This window comes from Nitrococcus mobilis Nb-231, from assembly GCF_000153205.1.
Taxonomy (GTDB): Bacteria; Pseudomonadota; Gammaproteobacteria; order Nitrococcales; family Nitrococcaceae; genus Nitrococcus; species Nitrococcus mobilis.
In genome coordinates, this window is the sequence record NZ_CH672427.1 from 1,976,392 (window position 1) to 1,999,259 (window position 22,868).

The following is a 22,868-nucleotide window of genomic DNA, read 5'->3' on the forward strand; positions in this document are numbered from 1 at the left end:
TTTACACCACCTTCATATAACAGAAGAAAATTACAATAAAAATATTATACCCTTATGTTTTACTAGCATTAATCCAGTCTGGCCTGATTAGTGCATGCCAACCACCAAAACCACTTATAGCAGGATATCGAGAAGGACCAGACACCTCTCATGCTGATTGCACGACAGCTTCGAAAAGCCAGTTGCCAAGTTTTGTGCTGTTTCAGTGCGCTGTGCACACTGGCATTGATGAGCCTGAATGCCAGTGCCGTGCAAATTCGCACTTTTGATGGCGCCGGCAATAATACAAATTATGCCTCGTTCGGGCAGGCGGGCACGCCATTGACTCGCCTGCTTGAGCCGGCCTACGCTGACTCGCAGTCCTCCCCTCGCGGCGGGGACCCCACCAGCCTGCCGAGTGCTCGGGCCATCAGCAATAGCGTTGCAAGCCAGCCCCTTTCAAAACCAAGCTCATCCGGTTTGACCAGCTGGATCTGGCAGTGGGGTCAGTTTCTTGACCATGATATTGATTTGACCGGTGCAGCAAGCCCCCATGAAAGCTTTAATATCCAGGTTCCCGCGGGCGACCCATACTTTGACCCCTTTGCCACCGGGACGCAGGAAATCGGGCTGGAGCGCTCTATTTATACCGTCGACAACCAGGGCGTGCGGCAGCAACTCAATCAGATTAGCGCCTATATTGACGGTTCGGGCGTGTATGGCTCTGACAGCATTCGAGCGGATTATCTGCGCACCCTGGATGGTAGCGGTAAAATGAAAACCGGCACCGCCGATAATGGCGAAATATTATTGCCCTACAATCTGGCCAACCTGGATAATGCCATGCAAGGCCCGGATGCCAGCGCCTTTTTTATCGCCGGTGATGTACGCGCCAATGAGCAGCTTGGCCTCACTGCAGTCCACACCCTGTTTGTGCGCGAACACAATCGCCTCGCCGACCAGCTGAGCGACAGACTGGCTCCATCGAACGCCGACCCGGCTGACCCGCTGCTGGCAATTCTGCGTGATCAAGCGATTGCGACAGCGGACAACGGTATCGACAACCAAGGCGATTTCATCTATTACGCCGCCCGTAAAGTGGTGGGCGCACAAATTCAAAAAATCACCTACAACGAATTTGTACCTGTCTTACTTGGCAACGATGCACTGGACGCCTATTCCGCTTATGACGAAAGTATCAACCCCGGCATCAGCAATGCCTTTTCCACCGCGGCTTATCGCGTCGGTCATACCATGCTGCCGTCGCAGTTGATGCGCAGCCATGATCTGGATGCAGCAAATGCCACAGCGACCCCATTAAAGGATGCCTTCTTCAATCCTGCGGACATTCAGACCAACGGCATCGATTCACTGCTACTCGGCCTGATGGTTCAGCCTGCAGAGGAAATTGACAGCTTTATTATTGATGATGTCAGGAATTTTCTGTTTGGCCCTCCCGGAGCCGGTGGTTTTGACCTGGCCGCTCTGAATATCCAAAGGGGGCGGGATCACGGTTTACCGGGATATAACCAGGCACGATTGGAACTGGGTTTGACCGCCCGGGAATCCTTTTTGGACATGACTGACGGCGATCAGTTGCTGGCAGAAGCTTTCAGCTCTCTGTACAGCTCGATCGATGAGGTTGACCTCTGGGCAGGTGGGCTGGCAGAAGCGCACTATAACGGCGGGCTGGTAGGTGAAACTTTTGCCTATATCATCAAAGATCAGTTCACCCGTACTCGGGATGGCGACCGCTTTTTCTTCATGAACCCGGATGAAATGACCGAGTTACTGTTGATTGATCCTCTGTTTATGCGCGATACCAGCCTGGGCAATATAATCGAGCGTAATATTGCTTATGTAGGCATGCCCGACAATATGTTCGTAACAGCTTATGTGGCCACACCCGGTTCATTACTACTGATCCTTGCCGGCTTGGGCGGCTTGCTGGTAACACGCATCAGGAGTTGAAGGCGTGAGGCGAGAACACAATGGCAATCAGCAGCGCTAAATAGAGCCCCGTGCCCGTGCTCTCCTCAATCAGCACATCATCTGCCGTCAACCCCTTCCACACGGCATAACCGGCAACCAGAGCAGCCAGTTACAGCACAGCAAAAGGGCTGCCATGAGTTTTCTGCACCTTGTCGGCCGGCTGCCTCATGGATTGAGGCGCCAGCGGATTTACCGGCAAAGTAGTCTGCAATTTCCGCCTGCTAAAATTCAGCAATAAGAGCGTCTTCAGAGGCTCTTCAATTCCACGGGCGCCCTGTCCGGCTTGGCGTAGGCCATACGCCGCGGGCGCTTCACGCTGTGGTAGGCATCGAGACCGCTGATGGCAACGCTACCGGCACCGGCGATGTCAATCGAACCATCCTCGGCAACCGTCTCATCGGGTAGCAGCAGATGCAGTATCTCGCCAATCACCAAATGGGTGCCATTGAGTCTGATAGGCAAATGTTCTCTGAGCTGCAGACCCATGGCAATGGCCGACTGCTCGACAAAGGGTGCGGTGAAACCCTTCATCCAGCGCTCTTGCAACCCGGTGGCAACAAATTCGGACACTTGTCGCGGGTAGCGCGCTGATGTCTGGTGCGCCTGATCAATGAAACTTTCATGCACATGATTAATGGTGTAATAGCCCACCTGCAGAATGTTATGCAAGGTATGGCGGTCACCCTGATCCGGCCGGATGATCAGGCCCAGCAAGGGCGGATTGGCGCCCACATGCACCACTGAGCTCATAATCGCCAGATTACTGTGGCCGTCGACATCCGCCGTGCCAATCAGGTTGGCAGCCTTGAAGCCGCTCAGGCAATTGATTAAATTTGCCCTGTATGCCCTGTAGCGGCGCTCCATGTCGGCGATGTCAACTCGATTCAAATACATTTTCGGCAATTCCTTGTTTTACCAGGGCAGTTTTGAGCCATTCCAGGACCAGAAACAGCCGCTTTCCTGCGGTGTCAGTTTATCCAGGGTATTGAGCATGTGGGCCGCCGGCACATTGGCCTGAAAGAGTTTGGACAACGGCGTATCAGTGGTACCCGGGTGCAGGGCCGCCACCACACAACGCGGCAGTACCCGCCGCCACTCAATACTGATGGTTTTCAGCGCCATATTGAGCGCGGCCTTGGAACAACGGTAACTGTGCCAGCCGCCGGAACGGTTTTCGGTGATCGAGCCCACCCGTGCAGAGACTGAAGCAAACACGGGCCGCTCGCTTGCCGCCAACGCCACAGCCGCGTGTTTAGCCAGTAGCAGGGTAGGCAGCGCATTGAGTTGCATACTGAACAGAAACAGCTCTGCATTAAATTTGGCAACCGCCTTTTCCGGACTCACTCCCGCCCCTTGCAGAAAGCCTACACAATTGATCAGGTAGTCCAACTCACCCGCATCTTGCAATAAGTCCGCAATGCAGCGCTCCTGCAGAACATCCAGCTCCCGCCACAGCAGCTTGTCATGGCGAATTAGCGGTCGTCTGGTATGCCAGGTAGCCACCACCTGCTCCAAACAATCGCGTTGGCAGAGTTTGAGCGCCAGCGCGCTGCCAATGCCACCACTGCCGCCCACCACCAGCGCTCTCATAGCAACTTTTGGGCAGCGGGATTCATGGCTGGCCCCTCGTCAGCGGGCACTGGCCGAAACCAGTCCGGGATCTTGCGCTTTCGCCAGCTGGCGAAATGAGCCTTGTCGCCGCAGTAGAAGTTGCGGCAGGCCGCTACCGCATCGCCGGGCACCTTGTAGCGGTCGGGCATTGCCTGGGCAAAACCGGTCAAACCGGCAGCTTCGAAGCGTATGCCCTGGATCTGCGTCAGTACCTCCATGGAGGCGTGATCCTGACGGCGATCGTAACGCCAGCAGAACTCACGGTTCAGGGCTTCGGCAAGTGCCACCAGCCACTCGAAGTTATCATAGGACGCACCAGCCCACAGCACGCAGGGGTGCTTGCTATGGGTAGATCGATAGGGCGTATCAAAGCCCTTCAGGTTCAACGCGGTGCAAAGAATCTGGGCGCTTTCCAGCACCATTTTTCCAACGTGCTGATCGCAGTGATAACGGGCACAGCGATCGATATCGGTATCCAGTACAAAAATATTCATAGCTCTGACATACGCCGGCAGCCTCTCCTCTCTCCGCCCCCCAATCCGGCTGACCGCATCACAAATCGTGTGTCTACATGTAGAGGTAGGAGCGAGGGCAGTCTGCGATGTCCCCATATTCGTTAAAAAAGCAAGCCATCGGCCTGGCCGGGTGGTTTCTGGTCAGCTTCATCACCGCCGCCATCGGCGCCGCGGCGTCCGTCCAGGCGAACTCGTTTTACACGCAATTAGCCCGTCCGGATTGGGCTCCTCCGCCTTGAGTCTTCGGGCCGGTCTGGGCAGTCCTCTATACGCTCATGGGTGTATCCGCGTGGCTCGTATGGTGCGCTGGCGCCTCGCGCGCGTCGCGCACCGCACTTGCTTTGTTCCTTGTACAGCTTGCGCCGAACGCGGTGTGGAGCTACCTGTTTTTTGTCTGGCAGCAGGGCGCTTGGGCGTTCGCGGATATTCTGCTCCTGTGCTTACTTGTCGTTGCAACGCTTGTATCGTTCTACCGCGTCAGCCGTGTGGCCGGGTCGCTGCTTATCCCCTACCTACTGTGGGTCAGCTTGGCGGCCGCTCTTAACTATTCGGTGTGGCAACTCAACCCGAAGCTATTGGGCCACTTGGCCTGATAACCTGAGCCGCAGGACGACTTCGCAAGGATGCGATCATGTTGCCTTCGCCGGTTGGCAGGGAAGCCAGTGCGGGTGGCGGCGCGCCGCCGTATGTGCGCCATTGCCCAGAGCGCACCCTCCTTTATTAACTCGTCGAGGAATACTATCCCGCGTTCAAGGCGCACCTGGCGGCGCAAGGGATGGACTTGCCCGGATATGTGGGGCAGGAGTTCGAGGAGTACCTCAAGTGCGGGCGTCTCGAGCACGGTTTTCTGCGGGTGCGCTGCGACAGTTGCCATGCCGAGCACCTAGCTGCTTTCAGCTGCAAGAAGCGCGGCTTTTGTCCCAGCTGCGGCGCCCGGCGCATGGCCGAGAGTGCCGCGCTGCTGGTCGACGAGGTGTTTCCCGAGCAGCCGGTGCGCCAATGGGTGCTGAGCGTCCCGTTTCCGTTGCGCATCCTGTTCGCCAGCCGCCCCGAGGTCATCGGCCATGTGCTCGGCATTGTCTACCGCTGCATCGCCACGCATCTGATCAAAAAGGCAGGGTTCTCGCGTAAGACGTCCCAGACCGGAGCGGTAACCCTGATCCAGCGCTTCGGCAGCGCACTCAACCTCAACGTCCACTTCCACATGCTGTTCCTCGATGGGGTGTATGTCGAGCGTTCGGACGGCTCGCTGCGCTTCCGCTGGGTGAAGGCACCCACCAGCGCCGAGCTTGCCCGACTGACCCAGAACCTGGCACGACGCATCGGCCGTTTCCTGGAGCGCCAGGACTTGTTGGAACGCGATGCGGAGAACAGCTATCTGGCCGGCGACGCGCTCGAAGCCGGCCCGATGGAACAGCTCCTGGGTTCGTCGATCACCTACCGCATCGCCGTCGGGCCGCAGCAGGGTCGCAAGGTGTTCACGCTACAGACGCTGCCGGCGTGTGAGGAGCCGTTCGATGCCGCCGTCGGCAAGGTGGCGGGGTTCTCACTGCACGCTGGTGTGGCGGCGCGGGCGGATCAACGCCAGAAGCTCGAGCGGTTGTGTAGGTATATCAGCCGTCCGGCTATCTCGGAAAAGCGCCTGTCGCTCACGCCGAACGGCAACGTCCGGTACCAGCTGAAGACGCCGTACCGTGACGGCACAACGCACGTCATGTTCGAGCCACTGGACTTCATTGCCCGGCTGGCAGCCTTGGTGCCGAAACCGCGGGTCAACCTGACGCGCTTCCACGGTGTGTTTGCGCCTAACAGCGAACACCGCACGCGGGTGACACCGGGCAAGCGGGGCAAGGGAGGCCGGCATGCCACGACCGCGGATCCGGAGGGGCGGACAGCGGCCGAACGCCGCGCCGCGATGACCTGGGCGCAGCGCCTGAAGCGGGTGTTCGGGATCGATATTGACAAATCGGCAGGACAGCCGATTTGCACAGCCGTAGGCTACCGTGAAGCGGTCGGGCACAGGGATGTGCCCGATGAAACCTGCCCGACCTGCGGCGGAGCGATGAGGATCATCGCGTGCATCGAGGATCCGGAGATCATCGAGAAGATACTCGCTCACCTGGATGCGCACGTGACTGAGCCGGAAGCCACCAGGCGGCCGCCGTGCCGAGCGCCACCGCAGCGGGGGTTGTTCGACGAGACGGGGTGATTCCAGGATGACTTCGTTTGGGCTGTGCCATCAGCGGCGCGGCATCGGCGTTGCCTGTCCACAAAACCGACGGGAGGGGGAGGAATGCGCCGGCGAGGCTGTTGCTGGTGCGGATTCGGGAGGGCGTGACGCCGATCTGCACGCTGATGGGCGAGCCGGAGCGGCCTGCCGACAGCAAGTGCCGACGCCGATCAGGCGAGACTACCCGCTGCGAGCCACCGAAAAGGTGGTTTATACTGCCTATACGCCGGTGGATCTCGCTGCGCACCGTGGTCCCTCGACACCTATGGCCTGTGCACTCTGCGCGGGAATCGCCGGCACCGAAGCGCTCAAAATATTGCTTAGACGCGGCCGTGTCATCATGGCGCCACACGGTTATCATTTCGATGCCTACCGCCAACGGCTGGCGCGTACTTGGCGCCCCCTCGGCAATCGCAACCCGACCCAGCAGACGGCGCTCGCGGTCGGACGAAAACGATTCGGCCAAGCCTTGCGGGCGGAACGCCCGGTGATGACCCCGTTCTCCGAGTCCCCCACGCCGACAGCACTGCGGATACTCGATCTCGCCCGCTGGGCGCCGAGCGGTGACAACACCCAGCCCTGGCGCTTCGAAATCATCGACGGTGATCATATCGTAGTGCATGGCCACGATACGCATGAAGACACCGTCTACGACCTACAAGGTCATGCGAGCCAGCTTTCGCTCGGCATGCTGCTGGAGACCCTATCAATCGCAGCTACGCAATTCGGTCGCCGAGCCGAAATCATGCGCCGACAGCATCTGCCCGACAGAACACCCACCTTCGACGTCCATCTACACATGGAACCACCCCAAGCCGCCGACGTGCTTGCGCCATTCATTTGCGCCCGTACCGTTCAGCGCCGCCCCATGCGCATGCGCCCCCTGCGGCCAGATGAGCGCAAGGCGCTGGAAACAAGTCTACCTAAACCTTACAAGGTGGTGTGGCTGGAAAGGCTCAGCAGCCGTCTGCGGGTAGCCTCGCTGCTGTCACAGAACAGCAAACTCAGGCTGACGATTCCGGAGGCCTACGACGTTCACCATCGAATCATCCGCTGGAACATCCGCTTCAGCGAGGACGGCATCCCGGACGCAGCCCTGGGAGTGGATATGCTCACCCGGCGCCTCATGCGCGTACTGATGAAGAGCTGGAAGCGGGTCGATTTCGCCAACCGCTATCTCGCCGGCACATGGATGCCACGGCTTCAGCTCGACTGGATTCCTGGGATCGCGTGCGCGGCCCATTGCCTGATCGTTGCCGACCGTAGGCCGGCGGGAATCGACGACTTCGTCCGTGCTGGCCGCGCTATCCAACGGTTCTGGCTCACCGCGACCCAGCTTGGCCTCCGCCACCACCACAGTGACCGGGACAGCGCCAGTCATGGCGCGTAGCGCCTTGACTGGCGCATACAAAAAAGAAAGGGAAGCGGATGCCCCCCTTTCTTGCTAAGAGTACCCGAATGGTCTCAGCTAGCTTTGCAGCGTCGGATGAACCCCAACCCTAATATTCCAACTCCTAACAGGGCCAAGACGCTTGGCTCGGGCACCACCTTCGAAGCATCAGCCTCACTGGAAGACCGGATGGCAAGCTGATAGTTGGTACCAGCCTCCAAAGCAACCGTCGTTGCGCTGAAAGCACCCGCATTGGCCATGCCCAAAGCAGCGCCCCTGAAGCTAGCCCCGTTAAACGGCGCGTTCCGGGAAACACCGTCATTCAGGCTGAAAGGATCTGTCTCCGCCATGAGACCAAATGCGGACCGACTGCCAACATCATCTCCTCCATTCGGTGCCCATGTGACCACATTAGTTCCGGCATCGAGGTCATCAATAGTAAAGATTAGGCTGTAGGCTGCAGAAGCGTTGGTCGGAAAGATTGCGTCCGCGTTGGTAAAGGCTTCCAGATAGGCCTCAGCGTCATAAGCGAAAATTAACGAACCACCCGAGCCCATTGCAAAATTGAAACTAACATTTAATCCATTATTAGCTTCGGCAGAACCAGTGTCGACCTTAGTGAGAGAAACATAGGCGCCGTGGCTCGCCTCAGCGCCCGCAACAGCTGGCCCTATGCCGGTTATGGGCGCGCCAGCCTGAAGCTGATCCGATGCGGCAAAGTGAGCTGAGGGATCTGGGGGTACGGCTGCACTGCTCTTAATAGGGAAGCTGCCAGCGGGGGCTATACCTGGTATGCACCCGCCTTGACACGCGATGCCCAGGCCAATCCCGACGGCCGGGATCGCGCCAACGTTAGCTGAGCTTCCCGCCGAACCGGCAACAGAGGCCAACGAGGCTGTGGTATCTGCGGTACTATTACCACTGAGGGCAGTAAAATCGGAGGCATCTAACACTCCAACCCCGTCGGAGATCGTCAAGTCAGTGAGTCTTAATACTGACGTGCCAAGGGCGCCGGCCTGGGCGGACCCAACGAACCCCACAGCGGTCAGCCCACCGACCGCTGCCGCGAGAACTGACTGTTTGAATTTGTTCATTGTCATCTCTCCACAATTGAATTAATAAATTAATAAGCAGATTTTATTCCATAAAAAATAAATAAATATAAATCAGCATATTATAAAAAAAATATAGCAATTACGTTACCTCTCCCACAGAATATGTAAACTATTTTGACAAATCTCCCAGGTGGACCAAATTTGCCTTCGCCGTTGCATAGGACGTCGAACTGAATCTAACGATGATCTCATCGCCCGCCTCTGCTGGCATAGTCCACGCTGCTCGCCGAGCCCGGTCACCTTACATCTATCGCCAGCTTGTAAGGTAGACTTGCATCGATCAAGCATTATGGAAGTTGATATTAAAGTGTCGGGTCCCGAATGATTTAATCAATGTCAGGAGCTATCCTCTGTGGGTAGCTCGAAGCGTTCTCGGTTATGTTGCCCGGGAGACTCGCTGATATGAACATCCGGCTTCATGCAAACGCCACCACGACACCCAAGATCCGGCGCTATATTCAGCGCTCCGAGAAGACCAACCGCGAGCTGGCCGAGGAGCTTGGCATTGCGCTGAGCACGGTGCGGATCTGGCGCGCCCGCCAAGACGTCCACGACCGTTCTCACACCCGGCATAATTTGCTAACCACGCTGAGCCCGGCGCAGGAGGCAATCGCCGTGGAGCTGCGCCGCACACTGCAGCTGCCGCTCGATGATCTGCTTGTGGTGGTGCGCGAGTTCCTCAATCCAGGCGTCTCCCGCTCGGGACTGGATCGCTGCCTGCGCCGCCATGGGGTCAGCCGGCTGGCGGATCTGCGCCCGGCTGAGCAGGCAAAGCGCCCGAGCAAGGCCTTTAAGGCCTATAGGCCGGGCTATGTCCATATCGACTACAAATACCTCCCGCAGATGCCCGATGAGACGGCGCGCCGGTATCTGTTTGTGGCCATCGATCGGGCAAGCCGCTGGGTTTACCTCGAACTCAAGGCGGATAAATCCGCCCGCTCGGCCAGCGCCTTTCTCAAGGCCGTGCGTGAAAAGGCGCCGTTTCGCATCCACCGACTACTCACTGACAACGACAAAGCCTTCACCGACCGTCTGCAGGGCAAACACCGCCAAGCCAGCGGTGAGCATCGCTTTGACCGACTCTGCGCCGAACTCGGTATCGAGCACCGCCTCGCCCCGGTGCGCCACCCGCAGACCAATGGCATGGTTGAGCGCTTCAACGGGCGCATCAGCGAGGTCTTGGCCACGCATCGCTTCGACTCACGCCAGGATCTAGAGGCAACCCTCAAACGCTACTGCTACTTGTACAATCATCACATCCCGCAGAAGGCGCTTGACCACCGAGCTCCCATCCAAGCCCTCAAGGATTGGCAGCACAAACACCCTGACCTGTTTCTACGTCAAGTTTATAATCATCCGGGACCCGACAATTAAGCGAGCGACATGTAAAGTTGCGCTGCGACAGTTGCCATGCCGAGCACCTAGCTGCTTTCAGCTGCAAGAAGCGCGGCTTTTGTCCCAGCTGCGGCGCCCGGCGCATGGCCGAGAGTGCCGCGCTGCTGGTCGACGAGGTGTTTCCCGAGCAGCCGGTGCGCCAATGGGTGCTGAGCGTCCCGTTTCCGTTGCGCATCCTGTTCGCCAGCCGCCCCGAGGTCATGGGCCATGTGCTCGGCATTGTCTACCGCTGCATCGCCACGCATCTGATCAAAAAGGCAGGGTTCTCGCGTAAGACGTCCCAGACCGGAGCGGTAACCCTGATCCAGCGCTTCGGCAGCGCGCTCAACCTCAACGTCCACTTCCACATGCTGTTCCTCGATGGGGTGTATGTCGAGCGTCCGGATGGCTCGCTGCGCTTCCGCTGGGTGAAGGCACCCACCAGCGCCGAGCTTGCCCGACTGACCCAGAATCTGCCACGACGCATCGGCCGTTTCCTGGAGCGCCAGGGTTTGTTGGAACGCGATGCGGAGAACAGCTATCTGGCCGGCGACGCGTTCGAAGCCGGCCCGATGGAACAGCTCCTGGGTTCGTCGATCACCTACCGCATCGCCGTCGGGCCGCAGCAGGGTCGCAAGGTGTTCACGCTACAGACGCTGCCGGCGTGTGAGGAGCCGTTCGATGTCGGGGTCGGCAAGGTGGCGGGGTTCTCACTGCACGCTGGTGTGGCGGCGCGGGCGGATCAACGCCAGAAGCTCGAGCGGTTGTGTAGGTATATTAGCCGTCCGGCTATCTCGGAAAAGCGCCTGTCGCTCACGCCGAACGGCAACGTCCGGTACCAGCTGAAGACGCCGTACCGTGACGGCACAACGCACGTCATGTTCGAGCCACATCGAAGAAAAGCGGGCTGTTCGCCCAGTCGCGGCCATGCGTATCGCTGCCGAAGATGACGATCCGGCCGAGGCGGCTGTCGAAGCAGGCGCCGGCGTGGGCCTGCCGCTTGAAGGTCGGATCATCATCGGGCCCCTGCTCGTGCAGGAGCAGCCAACGACCGGCCGGCATCTCGGCGAGGCGGGGGTTGCGGCGCGTCTCCTCGGCGGCCTGCGCAAGCTCGAACAGGACGAGGAACGCGAGTATGAGGTGGCGCATGGCGTTCGAGTACACCCGGCTCCCGGCCGCGTTCAGGCGAACTCTCCGATCACGCGCACAACCAGTATTAACGACCTTTTCTGCCCTTTGCGGCGGCAGGCGGTCTCCCCTCATCGGTATCGGCATCTGTGATAGGCGATCGCTCCGACTTGCCGATCGGCGGCACATCCACGGTCAGATCGTCGAAAGACCGCTACTTCGATGACTCGCACGACCGAGAACGGAGGATTACGTAGCTTATCTGTCGCACCATTGGAGTCGGCGCTTTAAGGTAGCCGGGGCTCGGCGGGAACGCTCAGCGATCCGGCTGACCCATTGGCGTGCCGGGACTGCGGCGTCCCGGGTCATCGCCCGGAATCGTTCCGAAGATCTTGTTGTTCCCCGGCTGGAACCGGGGCTGGCGCACGCAGCCATAGTGTTCGAGCTCCGGCAGCAGCATAAAGCCCGCATCGCATTTGCAGCTCTGCACATTGCCGTGCCAGACGGGTGTCCCGTGCGGACCGCAATCCTTCACGCCGCGGGCCACGCCTTCCGTCGGCTCGCTCTCCTCGGTATCGAATCCGGGCAGGGGCTCGACCTCGTCGAGTCCTATGCCCATTGCGTACAGGCGCTTTACCGCCCCCCGGTGCCCATGCACATGGGCGGTCTTATACCAGCGCGCCGCCTGGTTGAGGTCTTTGGCGACACCGCGGCCGGTCTCGTAGAGACTGGCAATGTTGAACATGGCCGTGGGGTGCTGCTGCGCAGCCGCTTTACGAAACCAGTACATGGCCTGCGCGTAGTCGCGCTTTACCCCGAGACCGTGGAGAAAAGCGTAGCCGTAGCTGTTCTGCCCCTGCTTCCAGCCGCCCTGCGCCGAGCGGCGCAGCCACACGATAGCGGCCCGAGGATCTTTCGCGACCCCGCGCCCCCGCAGATACGAGCGCCCGAGCGCGTCCATCGCTATGAGGTCGCCGCGTTGCGCCGCAAGGCGAATCCATCGGATCGCGCGAACCTCGTCCACCGCGCCGAAATCACCGGCGCGATAGCACCAGCCCACGCCGTAGGCGCCCGTTGCGTGACCTGCCTCGGCCGCCGCCCGGAATAATTCGCAGCCGCGGCGCTTGTCGGTGGCGACCCCGTTGCCGTAGTAATAGCGGATTGCGCGATCGTAAATGGCCTGCGCGTTTTCCGCGACCGCGCTCGGCGCGAGTGCGCTCAGCATCATCCAAACCGCCAGCCAGGCGGCGGCACGTCTCCCGTACCTAGTCGCCCGAGCGCGCGCAGCGCGCGACGACTTCGGGGTATTTGTCACGGTATTTATCCAGTTGCGCGTTGAGCTGGGCGATTTTCGCCGAGACGCCCGCGACCGCGAGCCGGGCACGGCGATGCGCGTCGACGAACTCAGTCAGGTTGGTGGCGAGCGGCTTGCCGCCGCTGCCGAGCCCCACGTACTCCGCGGCCCTGACGGTATCCGGCACATACCGTCTCTCCTCGCCGGCGATATAGGCGGCGACGTAGTCTTCGAACTTGCGCTTGGCCTCGTTGTAGCGAGCAAGCAGCGCGGCGTCCTTTTTGCGAAAGTCGGTGCAGAACTGCTTTTCGGCGTCCAGCACTAGAGGCCGCTTAGCCGCACAGGTCTCCATGTATTTAACACCGTCATCGCTTGCGCGTCGTTCGTTGAGCTTGCTCAGGCGCCACTTGGCGAACCTGTAGGAAGTGTGCTGGCTCAGCCTTTGCCACTCGCGTTGCAAAAACGCGTAGATGGCCTGATCACGTTGGTACTCGGGGTCGTTTTCGTGCTCCTCGATGGCATCCTGCAGGGCGTGAATGGTGCGGCAGCCGGGCATCTCGTCAGCCCCGAAGACAGGCGCGGCCCCGCCGAGTAGCGCCGCGCAAAACGCGGCCAGCAGAGGCTTCGGGACGGGGGTGCGGACATCTGCGCTCATAACCACCTCCGCAACCGGGTATGCGCGCTGCCACCCTGCCGCGCTTTGGCGAGGCCGGAAAACCCCTCTCTTGTATCGAATATAGTCAGGTTGAGCGGATTTATCGAAACGATGCCGACGCGGCACAGCCGAACTGTTATATCTGAAATTGCATATATCTGAATACACGCATATATTTCCAACCATCGCCGCCCGGCTTCCATGGCCTTCGCCGCCGGATCCCTTTGACTTTGAATCGTTTAGGTCAACGAGCGCATGGACGTACCGCTTGAAACAGACGACTCGACGACACCGCACTGCAGCCCGAAGCGCTCTTCCGCGCCCTGTCCGAGCGCACGCGGCTGCGGGCGGCCGTGCTGCTGGCACGCTCGGGCGAGCTCTGCGTCTGCGAGCTCATGATCGCCCTGCGCGTGCCCCAACCGAAAATGTCACGTCACTTGGCCGTGCTGCGCGAGACGGGGCTCGTGGACGCGCGCCGGGACCGGGTCTGGATCCATTACCGCCTCGCCGGCGCCTTCCCCGCCTGGGCGCGCGAGACAATTCACGCCGTCGCCGATGGGTGTTCTCACCAGCCCCCGTTCACGCAGGACGACGAGCGTCTGCAACGCATGCCCGACCGACCGACCGACCCGGCGGGCGTTGTTCAATCTGACCGGCTGGGAGCGACCCATGTCCAGACCGTTACACGCGCTCTTTGTCTGCACCCGCAACGCCTGCCGCTCCCAGATGGCCGAGCAAAGGGCAGGGTCAGACCCATGCAAGCAATTGACATGCATGGTGGTTCTGCGGTATCCGGGCGCGATTTCTGCCTTAGATGCTGCATTTTGAAGTTGAAAACGACGCTTCAGGGAGGAAGCCGATGCCCCGCGCCCCACCGCTACCATCCGCCAGGTTGCATCTGGCACATCACGCATCGCTGCCACCAAACAAAGGGCGTTTCTGCTCAAGTTCACGCGCGATCGCAGGCGCTGGCAACACGGGCTGTTCGAGGCCAGGAAGCGCTTCGGGTTGCAGGTTCTCAACTGCATCGCGACGTCCAATCCCGTCCACTCCCGGGTGCAAGTCGAGGGCAAGGCGAGATCGCGCCCAGCGTGCAGCTTATCGCAGGGCGTACAGATCAAGAGTTCAACCGGTGCGGCCGGAAGGGGCGTTTTGGGAAGACCGCTACCGTGCGACCGCCGTGGACAGCGCGGGTCATTGGGTCCGCTGTCTGGCCTACATCGACTTGAACATGGTCCGGGCCGGGGCAGTGCGTCATCCTGAAGCGTGGGACGCATGCGGGTCCCGGGAGATTCAACGGCCGCCCAAGCGCTATGCGGTGATTGATCGAGATGCACTTGCCGCTTTGCTTGGGCTCACCGACAGCGGCGAACTCGCCAGTGCCCAAACACGCGGGGTCGCTGATGCACTGCGAGTGCACTCGCGGAGTCGCGAACCCGTTTCGACCGAGCGCCTTGCGGCGGGTCGCCAGTCCTTTGTGGAAGAGATCCGGCTGCGGCTGGGGATCTCCGCTCGCTACCGCTCTGTCACCGCCGTTGACGGCGCCTTTTCACCCCGGGAGCCGGCCGGGGCTTATGCGGGCGATTTCGACCCCGAAACTACGCTTCTAAGCTCATGAAAGCGACTCTTTTAAGAATAAATAAATTATATTTCATATAGTTGCGTTTGTCCGACTCTGAGGCTCTGTCAGCCTGCCTACGATGGTCGTCGGATTCACCCGCTACAGCCGGGATCGCAACTTTGTGGTCTTGGCGGAGAACCGCACCTTCGTGCTTGTCATGGCAATTGGCTCGATCATTGGAGCCGGCATCGGCGGGCAGCTGCTTGGAATCATGCCGAGCGCGGTTCTCCTGCCGTTGCTCGCCGGTGTTTTACTTCTTTCCGCAGCCAAGATCTGGCGACATGGACGATCTTAAGCGCCATTCCGACGCCTCTTGCGAACTGAGCCGGGTGTGCCAACTGCATTATCCCGCCACCTTGCTGCGCAGCGTCCGAAAAAACGTCGGATACCGCGGATTAGTCACCCTTGGGAAACGTTCTCTGATGCCAATGGAAGATGAAACTGCTACTGGTTGAAGACTCCGAGCGGCTGCGCACCAGCCTCCAGCGTGGCCTGCGTGCGGCCGGATTTGCGGTGGGCGCCGCCGTCGACGGCACCGAAGCCCGCGGCTTCCTCGAGACCTATGATTACGAGCTGATCGTGCTCGATCTGATGCTGCCGCACGTGGATTGGCTAACGCTACTGCGCGGGCTAGCCAACCGGCCCGCACGGCCGCGGGTGCTGGTGCTCTCGGCGCGCGATCAGGTCGCCGACCGGGTCGAGACGCTCGATCGCGGCGCCGATGATTACTGGTCAAGCCGTTCGCATTCGATGAGCTGCTGGCACGCCTGCATGCCTTGGCGCGACGGCCCAAACAGGCGCAGCCACCATTGCTCGAGCTCGGGGCGTTGCGCATCGACCAACGTGCCCACCGTGCGCTCGCGCACGGTCAGGTCATACCGCTCACCCCACGCGAATTTGCCCTGCTCTCGCTACTGGCGCGCCATCGCGGCCGCGTGTTCACACGCAACGAAATACTCGAGCGCACCGCCGGCAGCGACTCGGAATCCTCCGAGCGCAGTGTCGAGGCGCTGGTATTCGGCTTGCGCCGCAAACTCGCCGCCGCCTCCCTAGACGGGCTGGTGCAAACCCGGCGCGGCATCGGCTACCTGATCCCGTGAAAACCGGCTCATTGTCCAACCGAGTCGTACTGCTGCTCGGCAGCACCATCGTGTTGGTGCTCAGTATCGCTGCCCTACTCATGGACCATCTGGTCGATGCAGAAATGGAACAGCGCTTCGACTCCAGGGCTGTTCAATGCTGAGAGAATGATGCAGATTGTCTTGTAACCTGCAGGATTACTAGTGATACTCATGCAGCTCAAGGCTTACCTATCAGCGATTCCCGATCATCGCCGGACTCAGGGCCGGATGTATGACCTAACCCACCTTCTGCTGTTCAGCATCCTGGCCGTGGTCTCGGGTGCGACCTCTTACCGAAAGATCCAACGATTCATGGATGCTCACCGTGAACGCCTGAACGCTCTGTGCCAACTGCACTGGAAGCGCGCGCCGGCCCATACCTCCATTCGCTACGCCCTCCAGGGCTTGGCTGCCAAAGCCGTCGAGCTTGCCTTCCGTCGCCATGCCTCTGATCTGGACGGCGAGGGAGCGCAGCACGCTATATCGCCATGGAGGGCAAGACCCTGCGCGGCCGCTTCGATCACTTCGAGGACCGCAAGGCCGCTCAGGTGCTCAGCGCACTGGCCACTAAGAGCCTGTTCATAGCCTTCGATGTGCCCGAGAACGGGAAGATGAGGAAGCAAAGCCTTGCCCAATGACACCTTCTGATTCCCCGGGGCCGCTCGATAGCGGAGGGCGATGAACGAATTCATGTGAGCCTCCCTATGCTGACCCTTACCCATAAGTTCGCTGACATCAGGGCGGGCGTTGACGGGCCGTGAGGATCCGAGTCAGCTCCCGGTACATCACCGTAAGGTCATCGAGTCGCTGCAGGCCACGCCAGATGGTCTGGATGCCGGGCTCGCCGTCGCCCTTACGCCCGAGAAAGCCGCCGAGCTGAGCAACCAAGCGCATAGCCTCGCGCAAGCTGGGCTCATCGCCGGACTGGGGGTCGGCCTTGGCGCCGGTGCGGATCAGCAGCGCCTTCCACTCATCGTCCTCGAAGTACACGCTGGCCGAGGCGTTGGCCTACTCGCGACCCTGCTTGGCCAGATGGAAGACCCGCCAGGCGACCACCAGATCGATCGCAAGGCAGCTCTCCAGGCGCTGCGCACTGCCAAGCTGGCGCTCTTCGCGGCCGCGCTCGAGGCGACGCTGCGGTGGTGGCACGAGTGGAGCGCGCGCTGCGACGTGCGTGGCGAGTACCACGAGCCGGTGGTGCGTTCTTTGATTACGCTGAAGGCACTGACCGACAGTGAAACCGGCGGCATGGTGGCCGCGCCGACCACTTCGCTGCCGGAGCAGCTCGGCGGCGAGCGGCGCCTGCCCGAGCGCGAGCTCGACTGGCTGAGCGGCTATGAAGGCAGCCGCCCGGTGCGAATCGGCAACGGCGCTCATACTCAGACCCTAATACTGCTACCTTAACGAATTCGTTGGCCGACGGATGGCTTGGCACGCCGCATGGCGGGGCCTGGTGAGCAAGGGATAGGGCTTAGGGCGTCGTTTGACTGCACGGGGTTGTGGCAGGCGTTTTTGCCGGCCTATTGGGGACAACGCCATCGCCTGCAGCAATGCGGTGGCAAAAGCTTGCAGTGCCTTTCCAGACAGTAGCAACAGCTGGGAGGCGGCGTTGTTGAGCAATTGTAGCGCCGATTTGAAGCTGAGTTGGCGCGGGATTTTCTCGAAGCACTGCGCGGCTCGGTTCAAGTTGGCGCGCACGAGATTGTAGGCCAACAAATGAGCCGCGATCTCTTTTCTGACCCGCTCTGGGCTCTTGCAGCGCAGCCGCTCCATGGCCATATCGGTTTTGATGCTGCGCAGATCCAACTCGATCGTCCAGCGTGAGCGGTAGTGCTCGGCCAGGGCGCGGCGGGGGTAGCGTTTGGGGTTCGATAGGGTGGTGACGTAGACGATGCCGTTGACTGCCAGCTCGCGAATGGTCAGCGTCGGCGGCAGCTTGAGGTAGTCTTGTGCGCTCATCCACACGGGCTTGCGGGGCGGCTTGGCCCATTTAATGAGATGATCCTTGGCGCCGAGTCGCTCGCCGCGGTGCCAATGCGGCTTTCGCTGGGCATGCTTTTGAAAGAGCCCCTGCACCCCGTGGTGGACCAGCAACGCCATGATCGCGTAGGTGCAGTAGTAGCGGTCGGCGAGTAGCAGGTCGCCCGGCTGCAGGGTGTGCAGGAGGGTGCTGAACAAAGAGCTCTCTCCGCTGCCCTTGCCCTGATAAGGGCCGAGGGCATAATCGAGCACAGCACCCGCGCCGAGCGAAATCAGGGCCACGATGCGCACGATGGGAAACCCGAGGCCGGGTTGTTGGTTGCCCTGTTGGGGGAACTCACGCTGATTATCGAGCGTATCGGGCATCAGTGCGGTAGTGCCATCGGCGAGCACCACGCGATGGCCACGCCAACCCCAGGCTGAAGGCGCGCGTTGGTGCAGCGTCTGTCCGCTCTCCCGGACCGCGTTCTCCAAGGGCGCACGGGGCAGGCGTTGGCGGGCTTTGCAATACGGCCCGGTGTTGATGGAATTGGCGCTTTGGCCGCTTTGCAGCCGCTCGGACAGCACCCGCGCCACCGCGTGTTTGCACGAACCGTCCTGACTGAGCACCTGGAAGAGGAAGGCTTTCAATACCACCAAGGGGGTGAATATCCGATCACGCCCGCCGCACGCGCGTTCGGCGAACTGGCTCAACACACGGGTGGATAAAACATCGAAAAACGGCAGTCCGCGCACTTGTAGGAAGGACCTCTTCAAGCGCTGGATTTGCCATGAGCGGGCGCAGCGAATAGAGTTTTTCATGGCTAGGCTCTCGGGATCGGATGGGAGGGTTTTCTCACAATCAATTCTATCCGAAATGCTCCGAGAGCCTAGCCTTTAATAATCACACAACTTCATGATCAATATACAATTGTGGTCGTTAAGGTAGCAGTATTATACTCAGACCCAGCTCGACATTTACGGCGAGATTATAGATGGTCTGTATACGGCCCGACGCCATGGCATTCAGCCGGATGACGACACCTGGCGCGTCCAGCTCGAGCTGCTCAAATACCTCGAAAAACATTGGTGGGACAAGGGCTCCGGGATCTGGGAGATGCGCGGGCCGCCACGCGATTTCACCCATTCCAAGGTAATGACTTGGGTGGCGTTTGACCGCGCCGTCAAGGCGATCGGACACTTCGGCTTGGAAGGCGATGCTGCGCACTGGCGCGCGCTACGTGAGACGGTCCACAGCGAAGTCTGCGACAATGGGTTTAGCGAACGGCGCAACGCGTTCGTACAGTATTACGGCGGTGAAACACTTGATGCCGCTGGTCGGCTTCCTGCCGCCTGACGACCCGCGCATCAAGGGCACAGTCGAGACGATTCAGAACAATCTGATGAACGACGGCTTCCTCATGCGCTATTCCCTGGCGGAAGGAGCGGACGGTGTACCCGGTGACTAAAGCGCCTTCCTCATCTGCTTGTTCTGGCTGGCCGATACTCTGGCGCTGATGGGGCGCCAAGACGAGGCGCGCGAGCTCTTCGAGCGCCTGCTTGTGATCCGCAACGACGTCGGCTTGCTAGCAGAAGAACATGATCCGCGGCGGCAGCGTCTGCTCGGCAATTTTCCACAGGTTTTTCCCCATGTCGGGCTCATCAATACCGCGCACAATCTGGGCCTGGAGCGGCAAGGGACGGCACTTCATCGCCTCCCCGGTCGATGAATGCAGCGGGCTTTTGCCTGGCTTGCCCGAAAGCCTAAGCCGGCCGGACGACGGCCTGCGGAGCAGCCAGCTGCCCTCACAACGTATCTCGGAATTTAATCACCCCCATCCAAGCCAGGGGAGTCGGCACAGGGCACCGTGAAGTGAAAACTCGTGCTCACGCCGGACTCCGCAGTTGCCCATAACCGGCCCCCGTGCGCCTCGACAATGGAGGCACTGATCGGCAATCCTAGCCCCATGCCCTCGGGTTTGGTGGTAAAGAAGGGATAGAAAAGCAGCTCATGAACGCCTTCAGCGAACCCCCAACCCGTGTCGCGCACGGTAATCGTCACACTATCATCGCCCGCCCGCTCGGCTTGTATCGTGAGCTCCCGATGAGCAACCCGAGGATCGTTCATCGCCTCAAGGCTGTTACGCATCAGACTCGCTAAAACCTGCTGGATTTGAATGGGGTCGACTCTCACCCTAGGCAACGATTCAGCCAGCTCGACCCGCAGACGAACTCTTTCCTGACAGACCTCGGCGGCCATACAGACCTCGGCGGCCATATAGTCGACCGCTCTGCGAATAAGCGCATGCAAATCCATTGATTCTCGCTGCAGCGGTGCCTTGCGCATGAGCGCGCGCAGACGCCGAATGATCTCGGCGGCCCGCTGCCCCTGCTCGGCGATCTGTTCGATTGCCGCGATAAGCGCGTCGGTACTGGCCGTGCCCGAGCGCAGCAGATTAACGCAAGCCTCGCTGTAATTGACGAGCGCGGTCAGCGGCTGATTGAGTTCGTGGGCGATCCCCGCGGCCACTTCCCCAGCAAAGTTAAGCCGCCCTCTTTTCGCGAGCGCTGCACGCAGGTGGCGTTGCTCTTCTTCGGCCAATTTCCGATCGGTGATGTCCATGAGCACATTGATCGCCCCAAGAAGCACCCCGGAATCGTCCCTGATCGGGTTAGCGTTAGCCAGCATAGTCAGACGTTTGCCGTCCGGGCGCTCAAAGATGATTTCCCGATCGTTGTATCCTACCCCCTCACGCAACGCCAACGCCATCCAGCATTGGTCAAGCGGCAGCGGTGAACCGTCTTCTGCGGAATACAGCCGAGAAGAGCCGCAGTATCGGTCTTCGGGATCATTGAGTTTGGGGGCACGCCCCCAGAGCTCGACCGCCCGCTGGTTGTAATACATAATCAGCCCATTCGAATCACATACATACGCCCCGGCCGGTAGCCTGTCGAGCAAATGATGGAACCCCACGCCTCGCTTGAACAGAGTAGTAACCGAACTCCCTGCATGCGGGCTTCGCCTCACAGACCCCCCTTGAACCACCGCCGACTTACTCCCCATCGATAACTCCACCGACTGCAGCAAGCCGGCTTACCAGATCCCTTACCCATAGAACATCCCAATACAAGGATTTTACATACTAATGATAACTTATCTCGGCTATAGATAAGCCTGATCTATGTCAATAGATTTATTGATCGATTGCCTGCCATGTGCCGATGGAAGCGGCCTCATGCAAAGCCCGCTGCTTTTGCTCTTGTAGCGAAGCTATACGACCCAGCAGCCTCGCGTCGGCCCAAGATTTGGATAGGGTAACCCCGAACGGCGCCCAGGTTCGCCCGAATACCCCAACTAGAACCGCTCGGTTATGGTATTTCAGGGATGCGGCACATGGACGTGCCGCACCCCGCACCAACCCATCTGAGCAAACGCTCACACCGCACCGATTCTTATTCGATTCGGCACAGGTGAATACACGATGAGAAGCGGTAGTGCGCCGCAGCCGATTCCGGCTATATCGTCACCGCGGGCGGCATGCTCGCCATCAGCCACCCGGGCCCCAGCCCGGCGCACGGCTATCCAGACGCCGCCGCCTCTGAGCATGGACAGTTGGTCAGGAAATCACTCATGAGAAGCATAAACACCCTTCCACGCAGCGTCCCGCCACGGGTGCTGCTCGATCACCAACTATGCATCGTGCGCGCCAATCGCAGCATGTGTCGATCATTCGGAGTATTGGGGGATAATTTGATCGGTAGCCGGACCGACGACTGGATCAACGTGGATCCGATGTTTCTGCACCGTTTGCGCAGCAAGATCAGAACCGGTACCATGTCGTGCCACGTCACCTTATGGCTGCGCTTGTCCGGATTACAAGTTTTGGTTGTTTCACAATCCTTAGAACCCCTGCATAGTCGGCGTGCTGGCTATATATTGATATCACTGGCTGGTATCGAGGTGACCGAACGCAGGCAAACGGCGTTACATTGCCTTCAATAAGTGTTTGCCCAAGTATTCAATGCTACATGGGCTTACCATGCCCGAGTTCGCGGTCAAACTCAGCGATGCGCATTAAATCGTAGAGTGAATTCGCACGGAGTTTTTCCATGATCTTCTTCCGATGGAGTTCTACGGTTGAAACGCTGACGCCGAGATCGGTGGCTATCGTCTTATTGTAGCGGCCATTGGCAACCTGCCGTAGGATTTCCCGCTCGCGCGGTTTGAGCAACGCCAAACGCGCTGTGAACGTCGCCTCCTCACGGCGTCGCTCCCTGCGCTCAGCATCGAGAATCAGCGCTTCGTCGATCAGGGGCATCAGTGTGGACGGAGCGAACGGCTTCTCGATGAAATCGAGGGCGCCCGCTTTCAACGCACGCGCCGCCATCGCCACATCGCCATGGCCGGTAATAACAATCACCGGCAACGTATAACCTCGTTCATGAAGACAATGCTGCAGATCAAGCCCACTCAGACCGGGCATTCGAACATCTACGATCAAACAGCCACTGGCCTCGGGCGGGCAAGCCTGCAGGAAAGCCCTTGCATCGGCGAAACCGCGGCTCTGCTGTCCCCTCGAGCGTAGCATCATCACCAATGATTTCCGAACTTCCGGACTGTCGTCCACTACATAGATTATGCTCGACTCAGGCATTTACTGCGCCGAGCAAGGTTTGTCGTTCAGGCCTATTTTTTTCGTTGCCGTGGAATACACTCGCGGCCACGAAGTCTCAACGCGAACGCACTTTTCCATGGCCAACTGCAAAGCGGCAAAAGCGCGCACGCAGCTGGCATCGCGCCGCTCGGAAGACCAATCGAGGCGGCGTGCGAAGCGCAACCAGGCTTGAAAATGCTTATGATTGGCCATCGTCTCTCCCGTTACT

General features: G+C 59.9%; 24 protein-coding genes and 6 pseudogenes. 19 read left to right on the top strand and 11 right to left on the bottom strand.

Translation table 11 applies throughout. The features are described 5' to 3' along the window. The first annotated feature begins 228 nt into the window (after positions 1 to 228). A complete protein-coding gene (locus NB231_RS09045) occupies positions 229 to 1,950 on the top strand; it encodes a peroxidase family protein (RefSeq protein ID WP_005001923.1) in 1,722 nt (573 codons plus the stop codon). Positions 1,951 to 2,217: 267 nt separating this feature from the next. On the opposite strand, the gene NB231_RS09050 is transcribed toward NB231_RS09045, so the two are convergent. From NB231_RS09050 to NB231_RS09060, 3 genes are read right to left on the bottom strand one after another with little or no spacing between them, the layout of a single operon-like run. After that, the gene (locus NB231_RS09050) at positions 2,218 to 2,835 is read right to left on the bottom strand and encodes a flavin reductase family protein (RefSeq protein ID WP_198007271.1); all 618 of its coding nucleotides are present in this window, start codon (positions 2,833 to 2,835) and stop codon (positions 2,218 to 2,220) included. 48 nt (positions 2,836 to 2,883) lie between these two features. Continuing rightward, the gene (locus NB231_RS09055; protein WP_005001931.1) at positions 2,884 to 3,561 is read right to left on the bottom strand and encodes an SDR family NAD(P)-dependent oxidoreductase; all 678 of its coding nucleotides are present in this window, start codon (positions 3,559 to 3,561) and stop codon (positions 2,884 to 2,886) included. Beyond that, positions 3,558 to 4,004: a hypothetical protein gene (locus NB231_RS09060; RefSeq protein WP_408634373.1), complete on the bottom strand. Its 447-nt coding sequence runs from the start codon at positions 4,002 to 4,004 to the stop codon at positions 3,558 to 3,560. The genes NB231_RS09055 and NB231_RS09060 overlap by 4 nt, the downstream gene beginning before the upstream one ends. Positions 4,005 to 4,348: 344 nt before the next feature. Between NB231_RS09060 and NB231_RS19590 the strand changes: the two are divergent. From NB231_RS19590 to NB231_RS19095, 3 pseudogenes are all read left to right on the top strand, one after another. Then, positions 4,349 to 4,690 (top strand): annotated as a pseudogene (locus NB231_RS19590) (TspO/MBR family protein); the annotation flags it as partial. Positions 4,691 to 4,731: 41 nt separating this feature from the next. Next, positions 4,732 to 6,306 (top strand): annotated as a pseudogene (locus NB231_RS09070) (transposase). Positions 6,307 to 6,556: 250 nt separating this feature from the next. Beyond that, positions 6,557 to 6,805, top strand: a pseudogene (locus NB231_RS19095) (ThiF family adenylyltransferase); the annotation flags it as partial. Positions 6,806 to 7,791: 986 nt separating this feature from the next. Here NB231_RS19095 and NB231_RS09080 read toward each other — a convergent pair. Beyond that, a complete protein-coding gene (locus NB231_RS09080) occupies positions 7,792 to 8,811 on the bottom strand; it encodes an EDSAP-1 family PEP-CTERM protein (RefSeq protein ID WP_040662138.1) in 1,020 nt (339 codons plus the stop codon). 423 nt (positions 8,812 to 9,234) lie between these two features. Between NB231_RS09080 and NB231_RS09085 the strand changes: the two genes are divergently transcribed. The 3 genes and pseudogenes from NB231_RS09085 (at position 9,235) to NB231_RS09095 (ending at position 11,487) form a co-directional block, all read left to right on the top strand. Further along, positions 9,235 to 10,206: an IS481 family transposase gene (locus NB231_RS09085; RefSeq protein WP_005001944.1), complete on the top strand. Its 972-nt coding sequence runs from the start codon at positions 9,235 to 9,237 to the stop codon at positions 10,204 to 10,206. An 11-nt stretch (positions 10,207 to 10,217) separates the two neighbouring features. Beyond that, positions 10,218 to 11,096, top strand: a pseudogene (locus tag NB231_RS09090) (transposase); the annotation flags it as partial. Between the two features lie 37 nt (positions 11,097 to 11,133). Continuing rightward, entirely contained in the window at positions 11,134 to 11,487 is a 354-nt protein-coding gene (locus NB231_RS09095) for a hypothetical protein (protein ID WP_040662141.1), read from the top strand. A gap of 163 nt (positions 11,488 to 11,650) precedes the next feature. On the opposite strand, the gene NB231_RS16880 is transcribed toward NB231_RS09095, so the two are convergent. Next, entirely contained in the window at positions 11,651 to 12,562 is a 912-nt protein-coding gene (locus NB231_RS16880) for a tetratricopeptide repeat protein (RefSeq protein ID WP_050756083.1), read from the bottom strand. Positions 12,563 to 12,599: 37 nt separating this feature from the next. Beyond that, positions 12,600 to 13,283 carry a hypothetical protein gene (locus NB231_RS09105; protein WP_040662144.1) on the bottom strand — a complete coding sequence of 228 codons (684 nt, stop codon included), beginning with the start codon at positions 13,281 to 13,283 and terminating at the stop codon, positions 12,600 to 12,602. Between the two features lie 353 nt (positions 13,284 to 13,636). On the opposite strand from NB231_RS09105, the gene NB231_RS19595 reads away from it, so the two are divergent. The 8 genes and pseudogenes from NB231_RS19595 to NB231_RS19615 all read left to right on the top strand — a co-directional run bounded on the left by NB231_RS19595 (position 13,637) and on the right by NB231_RS19615 (position 16,663). Continuing rightward, the gene (locus NB231_RS19595) at positions 13,637 to 14,512 is read left to right on the top strand and encodes a metalloregulator ArsR/SmtB family transcription factor (RefSeq protein ID WP_232210430.1); all 876 of its coding nucleotides are present in this window, start codon (positions 13,637 to 13,639) and stop codon (positions 14,510 to 14,512) included. Next, positions 14,416 to 14,901, top strand: coding sequence for a hypothetical protein (locus NB231_RS19600; protein WP_005001958.1), 486 nt, complete (start codon positions 14,416 to 14,418; stop codon positions 14,899 to 14,901). The genes NB231_RS19595 and NB231_RS19600 overlap by 97 nt, the downstream gene beginning before the upstream one ends. 82 nt (positions 14,902 to 14,983) lie before the next feature. Then, a complete protein-coding gene (locus tag NB231_RS09115) occupies positions 14,984 to 15,199 on the top strand; it encodes a hypothetical protein (RefSeq protein ID WP_005001959.1) in 216 nt (71 codons plus the stop codon). Between the two features lie 140 nt (positions 15,200 to 15,339). Then, a pseudogene (locus NB231_RS20275) lies at positions 15,340 to 15,573 on the top strand (response regulator); the annotation flags it as partial. 107 nt (positions 15,574 to 15,680) lie between these two features. Further along, a complete protein-coding gene (locus tag NB231_RS19105) occupies positions 15,681 to 16,004 on the top strand; it encodes a winged helix-turn-helix domain-containing protein (RefSeq protein WP_005001964.1) in 324 nt (107 codons plus the stop codon). Further along, entirely contained in the window at positions 16,001 to 16,147 is a 147-nt protein-coding gene (locus NB231_RS18560) for a hypothetical protein (RefSeq protein ID WP_005001966.1), read from the top strand. The genes NB231_RS19105 and NB231_RS18560 overlap by 4 nt, the downstream gene beginning before the upstream one ends. A gap of 106 nt (positions 16,148 to 16,253) precedes the next feature. Continuing rightward, positions 16,254 to 16,409, top strand: a pseudogene (locus NB231_RS20280) (transposase family protein); the annotation flags it as partial. A 104-nt stretch (positions 16,410 to 16,513) separates the two neighbouring features. Beyond that, positions 16,514 to 16,663 (top strand): hypothetical protein, encoded by a 150-nt coding sequence (locus NB231_RS19615; protein ID WP_005001974.1) that lies wholly within the window; start codon positions 16,514 to 16,516, stop codon positions 16,661 to 16,663. A 97-nt stretch (positions 16,664 to 16,760) separates the two neighbouring features. Here NB231_RS19615 and NB231_RS20285 read toward each other — a convergent pair whose 3' ends face one another. Further along, entirely contained in the window at positions 16,761 to 17,015 is a 255-nt protein-coding gene (locus NB231_RS20285) for an IS4 family transposase (RefSeq protein WP_005001975.1), read from the bottom strand. A gap of 42 nt (positions 17,016 to 17,057) precedes the next feature. Between NB231_RS20285 and NB231_RS20290 the strand changes: the two genes are divergently transcribed. Further along, positions 17,058 to 17,429: a hypothetical protein gene (locus NB231_RS20290; protein ID WP_198007273.1), complete on the top strand. Its 372-nt coding sequence runs from the start codon at positions 17,058 to 17,060 to the stop codon at positions 17,427 to 17,429. Here the strand turns inward: NB231_RS20290 and NB231_RS09135 are convergent. Continuing rightward, positions 17,421 to 18,806: an IS4-like element ISNmo2 family transposase gene (locus tag NB231_RS09135; protein ID WP_040661712.1), complete on the bottom strand. Its 1,386-nt coding sequence runs from the start codon at positions 18,804 to 18,806 to the stop codon at positions 17,421 to 17,423. The two genes, NB231_RS20290 and NB231_RS09135, sit on opposite strands and share 9 nt — an antisense overlap. A 178-nt stretch (positions 18,807 to 18,984) precedes the next feature. On the opposite strand from NB231_RS09135, the gene NB231_RS17730 reads away from it, so the two are divergent. Genes NB231_RS17730 through NB231_RS16895 form a run of 3 tightly spaced genes read left to right on the top strand, consistent with a single transcriptional unit; the run spans position 18,985 to position 19,714 of the window. Beyond that, positions 18,985 to 19,341, top strand: a complete 357-nt coding sequence (locus tag NB231_RS17730) for a glycoside hydrolase family 15 protein (RefSeq protein ID WP_232210534.1) — start codon at positions 18,985 to 18,987, stop codon at positions 19,339 to 19,341. Beyond that, on the top strand, positions 19,313 to 19,453 hold the full coding sequence (locus NB231_RS18565) for a hypothetical protein (RefSeq protein WP_005001981.1): 141 nt from the start codon (positions 19,313 to 19,315) through the stop codon (positions 19,451 to 19,453). The genes NB231_RS17730 and NB231_RS18565 overlap by 29 nt, the downstream gene beginning before the upstream one ends. An 18-nt stretch (positions 19,454 to 19,471) precedes the next feature. Further along, the gene (locus NB231_RS16895; protein WP_005001982.1) at positions 19,472 to 19,714 is read left to right on the top strand and encodes a glycoside hydrolase family 15 protein; all 243 of its coding nucleotides are present in this window, start codon (positions 19,472 to 19,474) and stop codon (positions 19,712 to 19,714) included. A gap of 95 nt (positions 19,715 to 19,809) precedes the next feature. On the opposite strand, the gene NB231_RS09145 is transcribed toward NB231_RS16895, so the two are convergent. From NB231_RS09145 to NB231_RS09160, 3 genes are all read right to left on the bottom strand, one after another. Continuing rightward, positions 19,810 to 21,012, bottom strand: coding sequence for a sensor histidine kinase (locus NB231_RS09145; RefSeq protein WP_408634404.1), 1,203 nt, complete (start codon positions 21,010 to 21,012; stop codon positions 19,810 to 19,812). Positions 21,013 to 22,009: 997 nt separating this feature from the next. Beyond that, positions 22,010 to 22,639 carry a response regulator transcription factor gene (locus NB231_RS09155; protein ID WP_005001988.1) on the bottom strand — a complete coding sequence of 210 codons (630 nt, stop codon included), beginning with the start codon at positions 22,637 to 22,639 and terminating at the stop codon, positions 22,010 to 22,012. Next, complete coding sequence (locus tag NB231_RS09160) at positions 22,640 to 22,852, bottom strand: hypothetical protein (RefSeq protein ID WP_005001990.1); 213 nt, start codon at positions 22,850 to 22,852, stop codon at positions 22,640 to 22,642. Positions 22,853 to 22,868: the final 16 nt, after the last annotated feature.

What these genes read in the sequence shown, in the direction of transcription:
- NB231_RS09045 (WP_005001923.1), top strand. Translation starts at nt 229, where the DNA reads ATGAGCCTGAATGCCAGTGCCGTGCAAATTCGCACTTTTGATGGCGCC.
- NB231_RS19615 (WP_005001974.1), top strand. Translation starts at nt 16,514, where the DNA reads ATGGAGGGCAAGACCCTGCGCGGCCGCTTCGATCACTTCGAGGACCGC.
- NB231_RS09080 (WP_040662138.1), bottom strand. Translation starts at nt 8,811, where the DNA reads ATGAACAAATTCAAACAGTCAGTTCTCGCGGCAGCGGTCGGTGGGCTG.
- NB231_RS09060 (WP_408634373.1), bottom strand. Translation starts at nt 4,004, where the DNA reads ATGGTGCTGGAAAGCGCCCAGATTCTTTGCACCGCGTTGAACCTGAAG.
- NB231_RS09160 (WP_005001990.1), bottom strand. Translation starts at nt 22,852, where the DNA reads ATGGCCAATCATAAGCATTTTCAAGCCTGGTTGCGCTTCGCACGCCGC.
- NB231_RS18565 (WP_005001981.1), top strand. Translation starts at nt 19,313, where the DNA reads ATGCCGCTGGTCGGCTTCCTGCCGCCTGACGACCCGCGCATCAAGGGC.
- NB231_RS16880 (WP_050756083.1), bottom strand. Translation starts at nt 12,562, where the DNA reads ATGATGCTGAGCGCACTCGCGCCGAGCGCGGTCGCGGAAAACGCGCAG.
- NB231_RS09105 (WP_040662144.1), bottom strand. Translation starts at nt 13,283, where the DNA reads ATGAGCGCAGATGTCCGCACCCCCGTCCCGAAGCCTCTGCTGGCCGCG.
- NB231_RS09050 (WP_198007271.1), bottom strand. Translation starts at nt 2,835, where the DNA reads ATGGAGCGCCGCTACAGGGCATACAGGGCAAATTTAATCAATTGCCTG.
- NB231_RS09155 (WP_005001988.1), bottom strand. Translation starts at nt 22,639, where the DNA reads ATGCCTGAGTCGAGCATAATCTATGTAGTGGACGACAGTCCGGAAGTT.
- NB231_RS20290 (WP_198007273.1), top strand. Translation starts at nt 17,058, where the DNA reads ATGGAAGACCCGCCAGGCGACCACCAGATCGATCGCAAGGCAGCTCTC.
- NB231_RS09135 (WP_040661712.1), bottom strand. Translation starts at nt 18,806, where the DNA reads ATGAAAAACTCTATTCGCTGCGCCCGCTCATGGCAAATCCAGCGCTTG.
- NB231_RS09095 (WP_040662141.1), top strand. Translation starts at nt 11,134, where the DNA reads ATGCGTATCGCTGCCGAAGATGACGATCCGGCCGAGGCGGCTGTCGAA.
- NB231_RS09085 (WP_005001944.1), top strand. Translation starts at nt 9,235, where the DNA reads ATGAACATCCGGCTTCATGCAAACGCCACCACGACACCCAAGATCCGG.
- NB231_RS09115 (WP_005001959.1), top strand. Translation starts at nt 14,984, where the DNA reads ATGGTCGTCGGATTCACCCGCTACAGCCGGGATCGCAACTTTGTGGTC.
- NB231_RS09055 (WP_005001931.1), bottom strand. Translation starts at nt 3,561, where the DNA reads ATGAGAGCGCTGGTGGTGGGCGGCAGTGGTGGCATTGGCAGCGCGCTG.